This window comes from Achromobacter sp. Marseille-Q4954 (assembly GCF_943737025.1).
GTDB lineage: Bacteria > Pseudomonadota > Gammaproteobacteria > Burkholderiales > Burkholderiaceae_B > Achromobacter > Achromobacter bronchisepticus_A.
In genome coordinates, this window is sequence record NZ_CALSFQ010000002.1 from 1039219 (window position 1) to 1055909 (window position 16691).

A 16691-nucleotide genomic window follows, 5' to 3' on the forward strand; every position below is an offset into this window, starting at 1 on the left:
ACCAAAGTGTTGGATGCCAGCGACCCGGAGTTCCTGCTGACCCGGCCTGACGAGATGCGTTCGGCCCTGTTCGAACTCACCCACCCCGACAGCCACATCCTGGTACGCGACGCCGCGGACCGGGAGATGGCCGTGCTGATCCTCGGCGTGGACAAGCAGGCCGGCGAATTCTTCTGGAGGCCGCGCGATTACGCCGGCGCGGACTTCGAGCAGTCCGACTCCATGGGCTTGCTGAGCGGCACCACCTTCCACTTCCATGCCACCGCCTATGGCGGCGTGCAGATCCGCTTTCGCGTGCAGCGGCCCCAGATCATTCATTTCGACGACGGCAGCGCCGCGCTGGTATCGCCGTTCCCGGAACGCCTGGCCCGCATCCAGCGCCGCAAGATGTTCCGCGCGTCCCTGATCGCGGCCGCCAACGTATGCCGCGCCAGTTGGCAAGCCACGCCCAACGACAAGCCCTACGCGTTCACGATACGCGACATCTCGGTCGACGGCGTAGGCCTGCGCGCAGGACTCGCGGTCTCCGCCCTGCCGGAACGCGGCACCGTGTTGGAAAATGTGCAACTGGATTTTGGCGACCAGGGCAAGCTCAACGCCAGCCTGGAAGTGCGCAATGTATACCCGGTTTCCGGCCAGCCCATGGTCTCATCCGCCGATCCGGACGAACCGGCGGCAAGGCATGTTTCGCTGACTGGCGAACCGCCCGTCAGCCACCTGGGAGCCGTCTTCCTGAATCTGGATGCGCGCCAGGAAAACTGGCTGCAGCAGGTAGTCTGGCGCCTGGAAAGAGGCGCCCAGCGCAATTGATACCTGGTTTGGCGGGGCCATGCGCTGCAAGCGCCCCGCCCCTGATGCCTGCTGCGCTTGCGGCGTACACGCAAGCGCTGTTCCCGCGACGGGACTCAGACCGCCATCGAGGAAATTTCCTTGTAAGCCGCAACCAGCTTGTTGCGCACCTGCACCGCCGTCTGGAAGCCGATGCTGGCCTTCTGCATGTCGATCATGACGTCGTTGAGGGAAATATCGGGCGCTCCCAGCTCGAACGCCTTGGCCTGGGCCGTGGCGGCATTCTGGGCGGAAGTGACGCGACGGATGGAGCGTTGCAGCTCCGCGGCGAAGCCGTCCGGCTGACCGACCATTTCACCCGCGCTGAGATTACCGGTCTCCGCCTTGCTCACTACCGCGCGCATCTGCTGAAGCATGCTTTCGATGCCGGACAAGCCTGATACAGCCATTACCTGATTCCTTGCTGGTTGGGATTACACCAATTGTGCGCACAGCGTAACGCCAACTCCGCCGGTTCATAGCCGACAAGAACCGCCAAAAAACCCGACATTTCCACGAATGCAGCCGCTTGCCGTCAGGGCGGCCGCGGCTTTGTCCGCCTTGTCGGGGACATAGGAGATAAGTAACGCCAAAAACCGGCCGTTTTCAACGATTGGGATGGACGTCTCAGGGGCAATAATCCACGCTCTCCCCAGACCAGAAGCACGTTGCATGTGTAATCTGCCCTACCCAGACATGAAGTCCCAATTCCAGCTCCGCGTGGCCAGCGGGGGCCGCCAATGAACCAGCAGGCCACCCTGAGTTCGTCGCTGCTGACGAAGTTCCCCGTGCTGGAGAAGGTGCGCGCGCTGCCCAAGCCTGTCCTGCTGGGCGCGGCGGCGGCTCTCGTCGCGGTCATCGTCGCCGTGGCGATGTGGAGCAGCGAGCCCAAGTACAAGGTGCTCTTCTCGAACCTGGACGACCGCGATGGCGGCGCCATCGTGGCGGCGCTCGGCACGATGAACGTGCCCTACCGCTACAACGAAACCGGCACCGCCGTGCTGGTTCCGGCCGACCGCGTGTACGACGCCCGTCTGCAACTGGCGTCCCAGGGGCTGCCGCGCGGCGGCTCCGTCGGTTTCGAACTGATGGACAACGCCCGCTTCGGCGCCAGCCAGTTCACGGAACAAATCAACTACCAGCGCGGCCTGGAAGGCGAGCTGGCACGTTCGATCGAAGCCATGCACACCGTGCAGCACGCCCGCGTGCACCTGGCCATGCCGCGCCAGTCGCTGTTCGTGCGCGAACGCCAGGCGCCCACCGCCTCGGTGCTGCTGAACATGCATCCGGGGCGCAGCCTGAGCGACGCCCAGGTCTCCGCGATTTCCTGGCTGGTGGCCTCGAGCGTCCCCGAACTCACCGCCGAAAACGTATCCATCGTGGACCAGAACGGCCGCCTGCTGTCGGCGCCGATGGGCGAAGGCCGCGGCATGGACGCCGACCAGATGCGTTTCGTGCGCGAAATGGAACAGCGCACGGTCGAACGCATCCTCACCATCCTCAATCCGCTGGTCGGCCCGGGCAATGTGCACGCCCAGGCCAGCGCCGACGTCGACTTCGCCCGCCGCGAAGAAACCTCCGAGGTCTACCGCCCGAACCAGGAGCCCGGCCAGGCCGCCGTGCGCAGCCAGCAAACCAGCGACTCGACCCAGCGCGGCATCAATCCCGCGCAAGGCGTGCCTGGCGCGCTGTCGAACCAGGCGCCGGCCAATCCGCAGGCTCCCATCGCCAACCCGCCGCAACCCCAGCCGCCCCGCCCCGGCCAGCCGCAGCAACCGGCCAATGCCCAGCAGCAGACCGGCACGCAGGCGGTCACCGGCAACCTCAACGAACGCCGCGACGCCACCACCAACTACGAAGTGGACCGCACGATCAGCCACATCAAGCAGCCGGTTGGCAACCTCAAGCGCCTGTCGGTCGCCGTGGTCGTCAACTACATGCGCGACAAGGACGGCGAACTGCAGCCCCTGCCGCCTGAAGAACTGAACAAGCTGACCAACCTCGTGCGCGAAGCCATGGGCTACTCCGAGACCCGCGGCGATTCGCTCAACCTGGTCAACAGCCAATTCAACGACGGCCCGCCGCCGGTGCCGATGTGGCGCGATCCGGAAATGATCTCGCTGTTCAAGACGATCCTGGCCTGGCTGATCGGTGGCGTGCTGGCGCTGTGGCTGTATCGCCTGCTGCGCCGCACGGTGGGCGACTACCTCTACCCGCCGGTCGATCCGGAACAGGCTGAAGCCGAACGCATCGAAGCCGCACGCGAGGCCCAGGACGCGGCCCGCGCCAAGGAAGTGGACCGCTACCAAGACAACCTGGAACGCGCCCGCACGATGGCCACCAAGGATCCGCGCGCCGTCGCGATGGTTCTGCGCACCTGGATGAACAAAGATGAAAAATGATTCCACCCCGCTGGACGGCATGACGCGCAGCGCCGTGCTGATGATGTCGCTGGGCGAAGATGCGGCAGCCGAGGTCTTCAAGTACCTCGGCGCCCGTGAAGTCCAGCAGGTCGGCGCCGCCATGGCCAGCCTCAAACAGGTCACGCGCAGCGACGTTGCGGTGGTGCTGGAAGAATTCCGCCAGGAGGCCGACCAGTTCATGGCTGTAACGCTGGGTTCGGACGACTACATCCGCACCGTGCTGACCAAGGCCCTGGGCAGCGACCGCGCGGCCGGCCTGATCGAAGACATCCTCGAAGCCGGCGAAGGCGGCAGCGGCATCGATGCGCTGAACTGGCTCGATCCGAACACCGTCGCAGAACTGATCGGCGACGAACACCCTCAGATCATCGCGACCATCCTGGTGCATCTGGAGCGCGACCGCGCCGCCGGCGTGCTGGCGCTCCTGACGGACCGCCTGCGCAACGACGTGATGCTGCGCATCGCCACTTTCGGCGGCGTGCAGCCAGCAGCGCTGTCCGAGCTCACGGAAGTCCTGAATTCGGTCCTGGCCGGCCAGGGCGCAAAGCGCAGCAAGATGGGCGGCGTGCGCACCGCGGCCGAGATCCTCAACATGATGAACTCGACCCAGGAAGAAACCGTGGTCGCCAGCTTGCGCGAGCGCGACAACGACCTGGCGCAGAAGATCATCGACGAGATGTTCGTCTTCGACAACCTGCTCGACGTCGAGGATCGCGCCATCCAGCTCATCCTCAAGGAAATCGACAACGACACGCTCATGGTTGCGCTCAAGGGCGCCCCGGAAGAGCTGCGCGCCAAGTTCCTGCGCAACATGTCCAGCCGCGCCGCCGAAATGCTGCGCGAAGACCTGGACGCGCAAGGTCCGATCCGCATGTCCAAGGTCGAGACCGAGCAGAAGAAGATCCTGCAGATCGCGCGCCGCCTGGCCGAGAGCGGCCAGATCGTCCTGGGCAACCAGGGAGACGACACCTATGTCTGAGGTCGACAGCGGCGCCACGGCGCTCATCTCGCGCAGCGCCGCCTGGCGGCGTTGGCAGATGCTGTCGTTCGACGAGCCCGCGGTCGTCGAAGCCGAGCCGGAACCCGAACCCGACCCCGGGCCGGATCCCGAAGTGGTGATGGCCCAGCTGCGCGCCCAGGCGCTTGCCGAAGGCCGCGAGGAAGGCCACGCGCTGGGCCACGCCGCCGGCCTCGAAGTCGGCCAACAGGCTGGCTATGAGGCCGGGCTCGCCGCCGGCCGCGAACAAGGCTACGCAGAAGGCCTCGTCCAGGCCCGCGAACAGGGCGCCGCGGAAGCGCAGCGCCTGCATGCGCTGGTAGAGGCTTGCGCCGCGTCCCTAGGCTCGCTCGAAGAAAAAATGGGCCAAGGCCTGCTGACCCTGGCTCTCGACATCGCCCAGCAGGTCGTGCGCACCACGCTCGCCGACCAGCCGGAAACCGTTGTCAACGCGGTGCGCGAAGTGCTGCACATCAATCCCACCGCCGGCGGCCAGATGCGCCTGTGGGCCAACCCCGACGACATCGAACTGATCCGCCTGCATCTGGCGGACGAGCTCAAGGAAGGCCACTGGCGCGTTCTGGCCGATGAGTCCATCTCGCGCGGCGGCTGCCGCGCCGAAACGCCCTTCGGCGACATCGACGCCACCTTGCAGACGCGCTGGCGCCGGGTCGCGGCCTCGCTGGGCCGCAACGTCTCCTGGGAGGAGCCGGTGTGAGCGCCAATCCGGCTCCCGCCCTGCCCGGCCAGCCGGCCGCGCCCGCTACCGCGGTGCCGGTCATCGACCGCTGGCAGACTCAGCTACAGATCGGCTCGATCCGCGCGGCCTCGACCGACCCGTGGCTCGTCAGCGGCAGGATCACGCGCGCCACCGGCCTGGTGCTGCACGCCACCGGCCTGCGTCTGCCCGTCGGGGCGGCCGCCCGCATCGAAATCGCCCGCGGCCACGACCACTGGGCGGATGCAGAAGTCGTAGGCTTCGACGGCCACACCCTCTATCTGATGCCGCAGGCGGATATTTCCGGCTTGCCGCCCGGCGCGCGCGTCGTGCCTGGCGAGCCTCCCGTGCAACGCCAGATCCCGCTGCCGCGCAAGGCCGAACTGAACGGCAACGCCAAGCCGCAGCTGGGCCGCCACCTGCCGGTCGGCAACGCCCTGCTGGGCCGGGTGCTGGACGGCGCCGGCCGGCCGCTGGACGGACTGGGTCCGCTCAATGGCGCCGAACTCGCCCCCCTGTCCGCCCAGCCGATCAACCCGCTGTCGCGCGCACCCATCGATACGGTGCTCGACACCGGTGTGCGCGCCATCAACGGCCTGCTCACCGTGGGCCGGGGGCAGCGCATGGGCCTGTTCGCCGGTTCCGGCGTCGGCAAGAGCGTGTTGCTCGGCATGATGGCTCGCTACACCAAGGCCGACGTGATCGTCGTCGGGCTGATCGGCGAACGCGGCCGCGAAGTCAAGGAATTCATCGAGCACAACCTCGGCCCCGAAGGCCTGGCGCGCTCGGTCGTGGTGGCTGCGCCGGCCGACGTGTCGGCGCTGTTGCGCCTGCAAGGCGCCGCCTACGCCACGCGCCTGGCCGAACACTTCCGCGATCAGGGCCTGGACGTGCTCCTGATCATGGATTCGCTGACCCGCTACGCCATGGCGCAGCGCGAAATCGCGCTGGCCATCGGCGAGCCGCCTGCCACCAAGGGCTATCCGCCCTCCGTCTTCGCCAAGCTGCCGACGCTGGTCGAACGCGCGGGCATGGGCGCGCCCGGACCGTCCGGCAAAGCCGGCTCGATCACTGCGTTCTACACCGTGCTGGCCGAAGGCGACGACCAACAGGATCCGATCGCGGATTCGGCCCGCGCCATCCTGGACGGCCACGTCGTGCTGTCACGCCACCTGGCCGAAGCCGGCCACTACCCGGCCATCGACATCGAAGCGTCGATCTCGCGCGCCATGACCTCGCTGATCACGCCCGAGCAGTTCGCCGTGGTGCGACGCTTCAAGCAAAGCCTGTCGCGCTACCAGCGCAACCGCGATCTGATCGCGGTGGGCGCCTACGCCGCCGGCAATGACCCGCAGCTGGACGACGCCATCGCCCGCTATCCGCGCCTGGAAGCCTTCCTGCAGCAAGACATAGGCGAAAACGTCGGTTATGAAGCCGCCGTCAACCAACTGCAGGCCAGTTTCGAATTGAGGAACGCTTATGCCTAGCCAATTGCCTTTGGACATGCTGATCAACCTGGCCAAAGAGAGCACGGACGAAGCCGCCCGCCTGCTCGGCAGGCTCAGCGCCGAACGCACCAACGCCGAACGCCAGCTATCCATGCTGCACGACTACCGCCAGGACTACCTGGAACGGCTGCAACAGGCGATGACCAGCGGAATGTCGGCCAGCGACTGCCATAACTACCAGCGCTTCATCAGCACGCTGGACGACGCCATCAGCCAGCAACAAAGCGTGTTGCGCCAGGCGGACGACAACCTCGCCAAGGGCCGGCTTTACTGGCAACAGGAAAAACGCAAGCTCAACTCCTACGACGCCCTGGCGCAGCGCGAACTGCGCGCCCAGGCCGTCGTGGAATCCCGCCGCGAACAGCGCGCCAACGATGAATACTCCGCCCGCCTGGTCCAACGCCAGACCGGCATGCATTAAGCAATACCTCACAGGAAGCCCCAGATGAACGCTCCCCTGCCCCTGCCCTCCATCGCGCCCGCCGCGCCCTCGTCGATCGCCGACGCGCTCGGCGCCAAGAGCGCGCCTGTAAACAAGAAGGGCCCCAGCTTCTCCGACGTGCTGGCCCAGCAGCGTCCCGCGCAACAACGCCCCAGCCAGGCCGCCGATTCGCGGCCCGCGAACAACGGCGCCAAGACGTCCGCTGATGGCAAGACTTCCAGCGACCCGGCCGCCCGCGCCGAAGGCGCCGCCGCCGGCGCCATCGACGAGGCGGTGCAAACCGCCGCGCAGGCCGAGGCAGGCGCGCTGGCCGTCGCGGCCGCGCAACCCGCGGTCATTCTCCCGCAGCAAGCCCTGGAAATCGCGGCCCAGGCCGCAGAACAAGTGCAGCTCGCACGCGGCAACGCCGCCGCTGCCGCCGCAGCGATGAGCAGCGGCGCCGCCGTTCTGACCGCCGTTCTGACCGCCGCGCTGAATGCCGCCGACGCCGCGCCCGCAACGCAGGCGCAGACCGCTGCCATCGCCGCCTCTGGCGCTGTCGGCCTGACCGCTCCGCAAGCAGAGGCTGCCGCCGCGCTTGCCGCCCGCGAGGCCGAAATCGCCGTGCCGGTCGTCACCGCGGCAGCCAAGCCCGGCACTGACGCGGCGGCAGTCGCGCAAGCGCCGATCCGCACCCCGGCTGCTGCCGCGCCCGTCAAGGCCGAAACGCCGCGACTCGCCGCGGAAGTCGCGCTGCCCCGTCCCGCGCGCGATGCGCGCCCGGCTGCGGACCACGCCGCCATGCCTGAACAGACCGACGAAACGCCGGCCCTGGCCAGCGCCCAACAGCAATTCCAGGCGCCGCAACATGGCGCCTCGGCCCAGGACCACCTGGCCCAGGCGCTTGCCGCAGCCGCGCAGCGTCCTGCCGCCGCTCCGGTTGCAAATCCGGCAGCTGTCGCCGCACCCGTCGTACCGGTGGTGCTTCAGGTCGCCACTCCCGTGGGCGGCACCCATTGGGGCACAGAGCTCGGCCAACAAGTCGTCATGATGAGCCACAGCGCACGCCAGGGCATGCAAACTGCCGAACTGCGCCTCGATCCGCCCGATCTGGGTCCGCTGCGCGTCAGCCTGAACCTGACGGACGGCGTAGCCAGCGCTTCGTTCGTGTCGGCCCACGCCTCGGTCCGCCAGGCGATCGAAACCGCGATCCCGCAACTGCAGCAGGCGCTGGCCCAGGCTGGCATCTCGCTGGGTCAGACCAGCGTGGGTGAACAAGCCGCCCAACAGGAGTTCGCGCAGCAAGGCGGCAACGGCTCGCAGCGCCATGCCGGCGGCAGCCAGACTGGCGCCGAAGCCGTAGCTGAAGCACCCGCTGCAGTGACGGCCCCGCGCAACGCCAACGCGCTGGTGGACACCTTCGCCTGACAAAGCAACGCATCGCCTCTGGCCACGGCTGCGGGCGGTGCAGCAATAGCTTGAGATACGCGGCTTTCGCCCTGTTTTTCGCCTCCAAGCGGAAGCGGCATTTGGGGCAGAATGCTTTCATCCACTAAGAACCCGTTTTCATCAGCGGCAAAACACGCATCGACACCGAGATGGCGACTTCCAAACCTTCACCCATGCCTGCGCGCGGCGCGCCTTCTTCCCGCTCCGGCGGCATGGGCCGTATTCTTCGCCCCTTGCTGGCAATCCTGGTCCTGCTCATCGTTGCCGCGGCCAGCGCCGGCGCCACCTGGTTCATCACCCAACGGATGCAGCCGCAGAACAGCGCAACCGTGCAGCTCGGCGTCGGTCAAGTGCCCGCCGGACAGCCTGGCCAACCCGGCCAGCCGGGTCAGCCGGAACAAGGCCCGCAAGCCACCCCGACCACCTTTGTCGCGCCGCCGGCCAACCCGGTCGCCGTGCCCGCTCCGATCTTCGTGCCGATCGAACCCTTTACCGTCACGCTGCAAAATCCGGATACGGAACGCATCATGCATGTGGGCCTGACGCTGCGCGTCAGCGACGAGCAGACCCGTACGCGCCTCGAAAAGTACATGCCTGAAGTGCGCAGCCGCATCCTGATGGTGCTGTCGTCGCAATCGCCCACCGGCGTGCAGACTCAGCAAGGCAAGACCGACATGGCCAACGCGATCAAGCAGGCCGTGAATCGCCCCTTCTCGCCCCTGCCGGACGGCCAGTATGTCACCGACGTACTGTACACGGCGTTCGTGGTGCAATAAGCATGGCCTACGAGGCATTTCTTTCGCAGGACGAGGTTGATGCGCTGTTGGCGGGCGTCACCGGCGAAAGCGACAGCAAAACTACCGCCGCGGACCCGAACGCCGGCGCCCGCGCTTACGACCTGAGTTCGCCGGACCGCGTCGTGCGGCGCCGCATGCAGACGCTGGAGCTCATCAACGAGCGTTTCGCCCGGCAGATGCGCCATGTGCTGCTGAACTTCATGCGCCGCAGCGCCGACATCACGGTAGGTTCGATCAAGATCCAGAAGTACGCGGATTTCGAACGCAACCTGCCCGTGCCGAGCAATCTGAACATGATTCAGATGAAGCCCCTGCGCGGCACGGCCCTCTTCACCTATGACCCGAACCTGGTGTTCCTGGTCATCGACAGCCTGTTCGGCGGCGATGGCCGCTACCACACGCGCGTCGAAGGCCGGGACTTCACCACGACCGAACAGCGCATCATCCGGCGCCTGCTCAACCTGACCCTGGAAAGCTACGGCAAGTCCTGGGATCCCGTCTACCCGATCGAATTCGAGTACGTGCGCTCGGAGATGCACACCAAGTTCGCCAGCATCACCGGCAACAATGAAGTGGTGGTCGTCACCTCGTTCCACATCGAATTCGGCGCGACCGGCGGCGACCTGAACATCTGCCTGCCCTATTCCATGATCGAACCGGTGCGCGACCTGCTGACGCGCCCGCTGCAGGAAACCACACTCGAAGAAGTGGACCAGCGCTGGGCGCAGCAGCTCTCGCGCCAGGTGCGCAGCGCCGATATCGACGTGGTTGCGGAATTTGCCCGCATTCCCTCGTCGATCCGCGAACTGATGAGCCTGAAAGTCGGCGACGTCCTTCCCGTGACCGTACCCGAAACCATAGTCGCCAGCGTCGACGGCGTGCCGTTGATGGAATGCGGCTACGGCGTCTTCAACGGCCAGTACGCCTTGCGCGTACAGAACATGTTTACCCACGATACAGAATCCAACGAGGCCTCTGACCATGACTGACAAGAACGAGCCCGGTACCGGCTCGTCCCCGGCCGACGACTGGGCCGACGCGCTCGCCGAACAATCCCGCGCCAATCCGCCCACCCAGGCCGACGGCCTGAAGCCCCAGGACGACTGGGCCGCAGCCATGGCCGAGCAGACCAGTGCGGCGGCGCCCGCTGCCGCGCCGGCTCCCGCAGCGGCGGCGCCTGCCGCTCCTGCCGCAGCCGCCCAACCTGCCGCGCAATCCGTATTCAAACCCCTGGCCGGCGCCACCGGCGGCGCGGGCGCGGATATCGACCTGATCATGGACGTACCCGTCCAGTTGACGGTCGAGCTGGGCCGCACCCGCCTGACCATCAAGAACCTGCTCCAGCTGGGCCAGGGTTCCGTGGTCGAGCTGGACGGCCTGGCAGGCGAGCCGATGGACATCTTCGTCAACGGCTACCTGATCGCCCAGGGCGAAGTCGTGGTCGTGGAAGACAAGTACGGTATCCGCCTGACCGACATCATCACGCCGTCCGAGCGGATCAACCGCTTGAACAACCGCCGCTGATCCTGGCGTCATGGACGATTCCGCCCTCCTGCGCGTCTTTGCCGGCCTGATCCTGGTCGTGGCCGCCATCCTGGCCTCGGCCTGGCTGGCGCGCCGCGCCGGGCTGACACAGCGCGGCGGCGGCAGCCTGTTGCGGCAGGTCGCAAGCCTGCCCGTCGGTCCGCGCCAGAGCATCGTGGTGGTGGAAGTCGACAACACCTGGCTGGTGGTGGGCGTCGGCCCGAACCAGCTCAATACCCTGCATACCCTGCCCGCCGGCCAACTGCCGGAGGCTTCGACCTTGCCCGCGGCCGCCTTCGCGGCCAAGCTGGGCCAGGCGCTCAAGCGCCGCTAGCGCTGCCGCGCCCTCCAAGCGACACCCATGAGTTTGCTCACCAGCACGACACCCGTCCGCGCCCGGCCCGGCGCGCTACACCTGCTCGGCGCCGCCGCCCTGCTAGGCCTGGCCCTGTTTCCCGCAGGTGTCGTCGCACAGGCCACCTTGCCCGCGCTGACCGCAACGCCGGGTCCGAACGGTTCCGAAACCTATTCGCTCAGCATGCAGACCCTGCTGCTGATGACCTCGCTGTCGTTCCTGCCCGCCGCGCTGCTCATGATGACGGGCTTCACCCGCATCATCATCGTGCTGGGCCTGCTGCGCAGCGCCATGGGAACGGCCATGTCGCCGCCCAACCACGTGCTGATCGGCCTGGCGCTGTTCCTGACCTTCTATACGATGTCGCCGGTGTTCGACAAGATATACACCGACGCCTACAAGCCGCTGTCCGAAGGCTCGATCCAGTTCGAGGCAGCCGTCGAGCGCGCCGCCGCGCCGCTGCGCACCTTCATGCTGCACCAGACGCGCGAGAACGATCTGTCGCTGTTCGCCAACCTGGCCAAGCAGCCCGCCCTGGAAGACCCTACCCAGGTGCCTCTGCGCATCCTGGTGCCGGCGTTCATCACCAGCGAACTCAAGACCGCCTTCCAGATCGGCTTCACCATCTTCATTCCCTTCCTCATCATCGACCTGGTCGTCGCCAGCGTGCTGATGGCGCTGGGCATGATGATGGTTCCTCCGGTGACGGTGGCCCTGCCCTTCAAGCTGATGCTTTTCGTGCTGGCCGACGGCTGGAACCTGCTCATGGGCTCCCTGGCCCAGAGCTTCTATCAATAACGCCTGGAGGAGAATCGCCATGACCGCCGAAACCGTCATGACCATGACCTACCAGGCAATGAAGATCGTGCTTGCGATGGCTGGGCCCTTGCTGCTCGTGACACTGGTGGTGGGCCTGGTCATCAGCATCTTCCAGGCCGCCACGCAGATCAACGAAATGACGCTGTCGTTCATTCCGAAGCTGTTGGCCATGTGCGGCGTGCTGGTGCTGCTCGGTCCCTGGCTTATCGGCGTCATGGTCGACTACATACGGCAGCTGATCGGCCAGATCCCCATGCTGGTGTCCTGAGCGGCGCCCGCCGCCGGACACCGGACCTTTCCCCATGATCGCCTTCACGCTCGAGCAGCTCAACGGCTGGATCGGCCAGTTTCTCTGGCCGTTCGTGCGCATTCTGGCGCTCGTGGGCACCGCCCCGCTGTTCTCGGAATCGCTGATTCCCATCAAGGTCAAGGTCGGGCTGTCCTTCGTCCTGGCCGTTGCGATCAGTCCGGCGCTTGATCCCGTGCCGCCCATTGCGCCCGGTTCGTTTGCCGGATTGTGGATGGTGATGCAGCAGGTGCTGATCGGCATCGCGCTGGGATTCACCATGCGCCTGGTGTTTGCCGCCGTGCAGACCGCCGGTGAATTCGTCGGCCTGCAGATGGGCCTGTCGTTCGCGTCGTTCTTCGACCCGAGCTCCGGCGCCAATACCGCGGTGCTGTCGCGCCTGTTCAACATCATTGCGATGCTGACATTCCTGGCATTGGACGGCCATCTGCTGGTCCTGGCGGCACTGGTCCGCTCCTTCGACACCTTGCCCGTCGCCATGATCCAGCTGCATCAGAACGGCTTTGGCGTGGTGGTGGAATGGGGCAAGACCATATTCGTATCGGGTCTGCTGCTGGCCCTGCCCCTGATCTGCGCGCTGCTGACCATCAACCTGGCCATGGGCATCCTGAACCGCGCGGCGCAGCAGCTATCCGTGTTCTCGATCGGATTTCCCGTGACGCTCATCATCGGCGTCACCATTCTGGCGGTCGTCCTGCCGCACGCCGGGCCCTTCCTGGAATCGCTGTTCGAATCCGGCCTCACCGCGATGAGCCGCGTCGCCGACGCCCTGGCGGGCAAGTAGGGCTGGACTCATAGGGACCGCCGGGGCGGTGTGTGACACCGCCCCGCGCCCGATCACTGTTGCCCGGTAAGACGGAACACCCGGATCGTCTCGCGCAGCGCGCCGGACTGGTTACCCAGTTGGACCACCGCGCCGCCCAGGTCCTGGACCAGCGCGGTGTTCTGCACCGTCATCACGTCCATCTGCGACACCGCCGTATCCACCTGCTCGATGCCGCTGGACTGTTCCTGCGAGGCCTGCGAAATCTCGCCAATGATGTCGGTGACACGATGCACGGCGGCCACGATGTCCTGCATCGTCGCGCCCGCCTGCTCGGCCTGCAGGGAGCCTTCGGTCACGCGTTCCACCGAGTCTTCGATCAGGCCCTTGATCTCCTTGGCTGCCTGGGCGCTCTTCTGCGCCAGGCTGCGCACCTCGCCCGCCACCACCGCGAAGCCCTTGCCCGACTCTCCGGCGCGAGCCGCTTCCACGGCAGCGTTCAACGCCAGGATGTTGGTCTGGAATGCAATGCCTTCGATGATGCTGACGATGTCGGCAATTTTGCGGGAACTGTCCGAAATGCCGTGCATGGTGCTCACCACCTGCCCGACCGCCACACCGCCCTTGCGCGCCACTTCCATGCTGCTGGCGGCCAGCTGATTGGCCTGTCGCGCATTGTCCGCGTTCTGCCGCACCGTGGAGGTCAGCTGTTCCATGCTGGCCGCGGTCTGCTGCAAGGACGCCGCCTGGCCTTCGGTACGGCCCGCGAGTTCCTGGTTGCCGCGCGCGATATGCGCCGCGGCATGGGTCGTACCCTCGATGCCGCGATACACATCCTGCGCGATCCCGATCAGGCTCTTGCGCATTACATCGAGCGAAAATTTCAAGCTTCCGACTTCATCATCGGAATCCGCCACGATCTGCGTGGTCAGATTGCCTGCCGCGACCTGACGCGCCATATTGGCGGCATCCACCATCGGATCCAGCAGCGAGCGCGACAGGCGCCAGCCCATGCCAAAGATGGCGATAACGCCCAGCGCGATGGCCGCGCAGCCGACGCTCGCGCCCAAGCTGCCCAGTTCCGCCCAGTTGGCCCGCAGGCCGTAAATACCGGCGCCGGCCATGATTGCAGATGACAGCAGCGCGTGGCGCAGCATGCGGCTGCGGACATTGCGCCGGAACGGAAATGCCAGCACGTCCACGCCGCGGCGCCAGCCTGCCCGCACGGGACGCCCGCGCAGGATGCGCACGCCCTTGGCCGTGCCCTCGCGAATGCGGGCATACAAATCCTCAGCCATTTCGATCTGTTCTTCGGAGGGGCGCACCCGCACCGAGGAATACGCCACGACCTCGCCGTTTTCGACGATGGGCGTCGCGTTGGCCAGCACCCAGTAGTAACCGCCGTCCTTGCGCCGGTTCTTCACCAGCCCCAGCCAGGACTCTCCGGCCTGCAGCGTTTCCCACAGATCTTCGTAGGCTTCGGGCGGCATGTCGGGATGACGCACGATATTGTGCGGCTTGCCGATGAGCTCTTCTCGGGAAAAACCGCTGACTTCGACAAAGGCCGGGTTCGCATAGACGATCCGGCCCTTGGTATCAGTACGCGAGATCAGGTATTGATCCTCGCGCAGCTTGGTTTCTACATTGTGGACAGGTAGGTTGACGCGCACAGCTTGTCTCCGGATACATCATGTCGAGCAGCGAATGAATATCGGCGAGCAAACCGGATCTGACGCCCCGCATAGACGTGTTCCCCCGCCAGGTTCGTCAGGCTCCGGGACGGCATGGCCCCCGCGTTTTCGAACACTGTTCACCGCCCTTTTCAGGCGTTATTGTTGTTAACGACCAAATTTTCGAAAACTTAACGTGCGCATGAATTTTGCGCACACCAAGGCGTAAAACACATGGACCGCGGCCGCGCATCAGCGCGGCCGCGGTCCTGTTGCAGACGTTAGAAGACGGGCATCAAGCCTGCGTCAGCGTCGGCGCGGCATAACCGCCCGACAACTGGTGCGCGGGGACCTCGATCACTTCACCCGTGTTGATCTTGAACACGGCCACCGCTTCGGCCAGGCGCTGCGCCTGCTCTTGCAGAGACCCCGCAGCCGCTGCAGCCTCTTCCACCAGCGCCGCGTTCTGCTGCGTCACCTCGTCCATCTGCGACACCGCGCGGTTCACCTGGTCGATGCCGCTGGACTGTTCTTCCGACGCCGCCGAGATCTCACCCATGATGTCCGTCACGCGCTTCACCGACGCCACGATCTCCTGCATCGTTGCGCCCGCGCGCTCCACCTGCTGCGAGCCCGCGCCGACCTTGCTCACCGAATCCTCGATCAGGCCCTTGATTTCCTTGGCCGCCTGGGCGCTGCGCTGCGCCAGCGAGCGCACCTCGCCCGCCACCACGGCAAAACCCTTGCCCTGCTCGCCCGCGCGCGCCGCTTCCACAGCCGCGTTCAGCGCCAGGATGTTGGTCTGGAACGCAATGCCGTCAATCACCGACACGATCTCGGAGATCTTGCGCGAGCTGGCCGAGATGCCTTGCATCGTGCTGACCACTTCCGACACAGCCGAACCGCCGCGCTCCGCCACGTCGGACGCGCTGGCCGCCAGCTGATTGGCCTGGCGCGCGTTGTCCGCGTTCTGCTTCACGGTCGACGCCAGTTCTTCCATCGAGGCCGCGGTTTCCTCCAGCGAAGCCGCCTGCTCTTCCGTGCGGCTGGACAAGTCCGTGTTGCCGGCGGAAATCTCGCGCGAGCCCACCGTGATTTCGTCCACGCCGCTGCGTACCGCGGACACGGTACGAGTCAGGCTTTCCTGCATGCGCTTGAGCGCGGCGAACAACTGGCCGATCTCGTTGTGCGAACGCACTTCCACGCGGCTGGTCAAGTCTCCGGCAGCAATCTTGTCGAAGTGCTGGCCGGCTTCCACCAAGGGGCGCACCACCAGGCGACCAAATACCAGACGCGCCAGAATCATCAGCAACACCGCCAGACCGACGGCGACGCCCACCGCCACCATGGCGAGGTTGAAATTGGCTTCCGCTTCGTTGATCGTCTCCTGCTGCTGGTCGCCGATGTACTTGCCGAACTCGCTGAGCGCCTCGATGAAGGCTGCGCTACGCGGCGTGCCGTACTCGTTGTTCACCATGTAGAAGGTGGAATAGTCTTCGCTGCGCAGGGCTTCGACCATGGTATCCACGCCATCGTCGATGTAAGAACGATAACGACGGACCAGGTTCATCGACAACTGACGGCCCGTATCGTCCTGCAGCATGTTCTTCTGGAAATCGGCGAAGCGGCTACGCACGCCGGTCAGCAGGTCCGTGGCGCCCTTCAAGGCCGCCGCGGCATCGCGGGCCGAGTTCTCGCCGCTGCCCCAACCGGATTCCTGCAGGTGGCGCGCGGCGACCATCAGCGCAACGCGCGCGCGCAACATGTCGCTGTTGATCACTTCGACCTGCTTCGCACGCTCGGTCAAGGCATTGACTTCGCGGATCGACTCATAGTTGTTCTGCAGGAAATACGCGGCCAGACCGCCCACCGCCGCGATCAACACGGCGAAAAACGCCATGACCCACAGCAACATGGTGCCGACGCGGGCATCGCGCAACCGCAGCTTGCGCTTCACCTTGGGTGCGCGCGCGGCCTTCTTCTTGCCGACTTTTCCGGATTTCGTACCGGACTCGAGACTCGCTTCCATATTATTTCCCCATCCCTCAGGAACTACTCTGACCAAATGAAAAACCACCCGGTGGACATGCCTTGTTACACGAGGCACGAACT

At 65.9% G+C, this 16691-nt stretch carries 17 protein-coding genes; 14 read left to right on the plus strand and 3 right to left on the minus strand.

The window, feature by feature from the left end; genetic code table 11:
- Positions 1–6: 6 nt before the first annotated feature.
- A complete protein-coding gene (locus NGK62_RS22840) occupies positions 7–810 on the plus strand; it encodes a flagellar brake protein (protein WP_118933650.1) in 804 nt (267 codons plus the stop codon).
- Between the two features lie 95 nt (positions 811–905).
- Here NGK62_RS22840 and fliE read toward each other — a convergent pair whose 3' ends face one another.
- A complete protein-coding gene (fliE, locus tag NGK62_RS22845; protein WP_054456696.1) occupies positions 906–1238 on the minus strand; it encodes a flagellar hook-basal body complex protein FliE in 333 nt (110 codons plus the stop codon).
- Between the two features lie 330 nt (positions 1239–1568).
- Between fliE and fliF the strand changes: the two genes are divergently transcribed.
- The 13 genes from fliF (at position 1569) to fliR (ending at position 12930) form a co-directional block, all read left to right on the plus strand.
- Positions 1569–3230, plus strand: coding sequence for a flagellar basal-body MS-ring/collar protein FliF (fliF, locus tag NGK62_RS22850; protein ID WP_251880490.1), 1662 nt, complete (start codon positions 1569–1571; stop codon positions 3228–3230).
- Positions 3220–4230 carry a flagellar motor switch protein FliG gene (fliG, locus tag NGK62_RS22855; RefSeq protein WP_054456694.1) on the plus strand — a complete coding sequence of 337 codons (1011 nt, stop codon included), beginning with the start codon at positions 3220–3222 and terminating at the stop codon, positions 4228–4230. The genes fliF and fliG overlap by 11 nt, the downstream gene beginning before the upstream one ends.
- Positions 4223–4966, plus strand: a complete 744-nt coding sequence (gene fliH, locus NGK62_RS22860) for a flagellar assembly protein FliH (RefSeq protein WP_118933648.1) — start codon at positions 4223–4225, stop codon at positions 4964–4966. The genes fliG and fliH overlap by 8 nt, the downstream gene beginning before the upstream one ends.
- Positions 4963–6453, plus strand: a complete 1491-nt coding sequence (fliI, locus tag NGK62_RS22865) for a flagellar protein export ATPase FliI (protein WP_251880492.1) — start codon at positions 4963–4965, stop codon at positions 6451–6453. Before fliH ends, fliI begins: the two co-directional genes overlap by 4 nt.
- On the plus strand, positions 6446–6895 hold the full coding sequence (fliJ, locus tag NGK62_RS22870) for a flagellar export protein FliJ (RefSeq protein ID WP_118933647.1): 450 nt from the start codon (positions 6446–6448) through the stop codon (positions 6893–6895). Before fliI ends, fliJ begins: the two co-directional genes overlap by 8 nt.
- Before the next feature lie 24 nt (positions 6896–6919).
- A complete protein-coding gene (locus NGK62_RS22875) occupies positions 6920–8323 on the plus strand; it encodes a flagellar hook-length control protein FliK (RefSeq protein ID WP_251880494.1) in 1404 nt (467 codons plus the stop codon).
- Between the two features lie 170 nt (positions 8324–8493).
- Positions 8494–9120 carry a flagellar basal body-associated protein FliL gene (fliL, locus tag NGK62_RS22880; protein ID WP_059380377.1) on the plus strand — a complete coding sequence of 209 codons (627 nt, stop codon included), beginning with the start codon at positions 8494–8496 and terminating at the stop codon, positions 9118–9120.
- Between the two features lie 2 nt (positions 9121–9122).
- On the plus strand, positions 9123–10130 hold the full coding sequence (gene fliM / locus NGK62_RS22885; protein ID WP_118935218.1) for a flagellar motor switch protein FliM: 1008 nt from the start codon (positions 9123–9125) through the stop codon (positions 10128–10130).
- Positions 10123–10665 carry a flagellar motor switch protein FliN gene (gene fliN / locus NGK62_RS22890; RefSeq protein WP_059380379.1) on the plus strand — a complete coding sequence of 181 codons (543 nt, stop codon included), beginning with the start codon at positions 10123–10125 and terminating at the stop codon, positions 10663–10665. The genes fliM and fliN overlap by 8 nt, the downstream gene beginning before the upstream one ends.
- 10 nt (positions 10666–10675) lie before the next feature.
- Positions 10676–10999, plus strand: coding sequence for a flagellar biosynthetic protein FliO (fliO, locus tag NGK62_RS22895; protein WP_251880496.1), 324 nt, complete (start codon positions 10676–10678; stop codon positions 10997–10999).
- Between the two features lie 27 nt (positions 11000–11026).
- A complete protein-coding gene (gene fliP, locus NGK62_RS22900; protein ID WP_059380381.1) occupies positions 11027–11818 on the plus strand; it encodes a flagellar type III secretion system pore protein FliP in 792 nt (263 codons plus the stop codon).
- A 19-nt stretch (positions 11819–11837) separates the two neighbouring features.
- Entirely contained in the window at positions 11838–12107 is a 270-nt protein-coding gene (gene fliQ, locus NGK62_RS22905) for a flagellar biosynthesis protein FliQ (RefSeq protein ID WP_008163193.1), read from the plus strand.
- 34 nt (positions 12108–12141) lie between these two features.
- Positions 12142–12930: a flagellar biosynthetic protein FliR gene (fliR, locus tag NGK62_RS22910; RefSeq protein ID WP_059380382.1), complete on the plus strand. Its 789-nt coding sequence runs from the start codon at positions 12142–12144 to the stop codon at positions 12928–12930.
- A 53-nt stretch (positions 12931–12983) separates the two neighbouring features.
- On the opposite strand, the gene NGK62_RS22915 is transcribed toward fliR, so the two are convergent.
- Entirely contained in the window at positions 12984–14579 is a 1596-nt protein-coding gene (locus NGK62_RS22915; RefSeq protein WP_251880498.1) for a methyl-accepting chemotaxis protein, read from the minus strand.
- A 295-nt stretch (positions 14580–14874) separates the two neighbouring features.
- Complete coding sequence (locus NGK62_RS22920; RefSeq protein WP_187774047.1) at positions 14875–16608, minus strand: methyl-accepting chemotaxis protein; 1734 nt, start codon at positions 16606–16608, stop codon at positions 14875–14877.
- Positions 16609–16691: the final 83 nt, after the last annotated feature.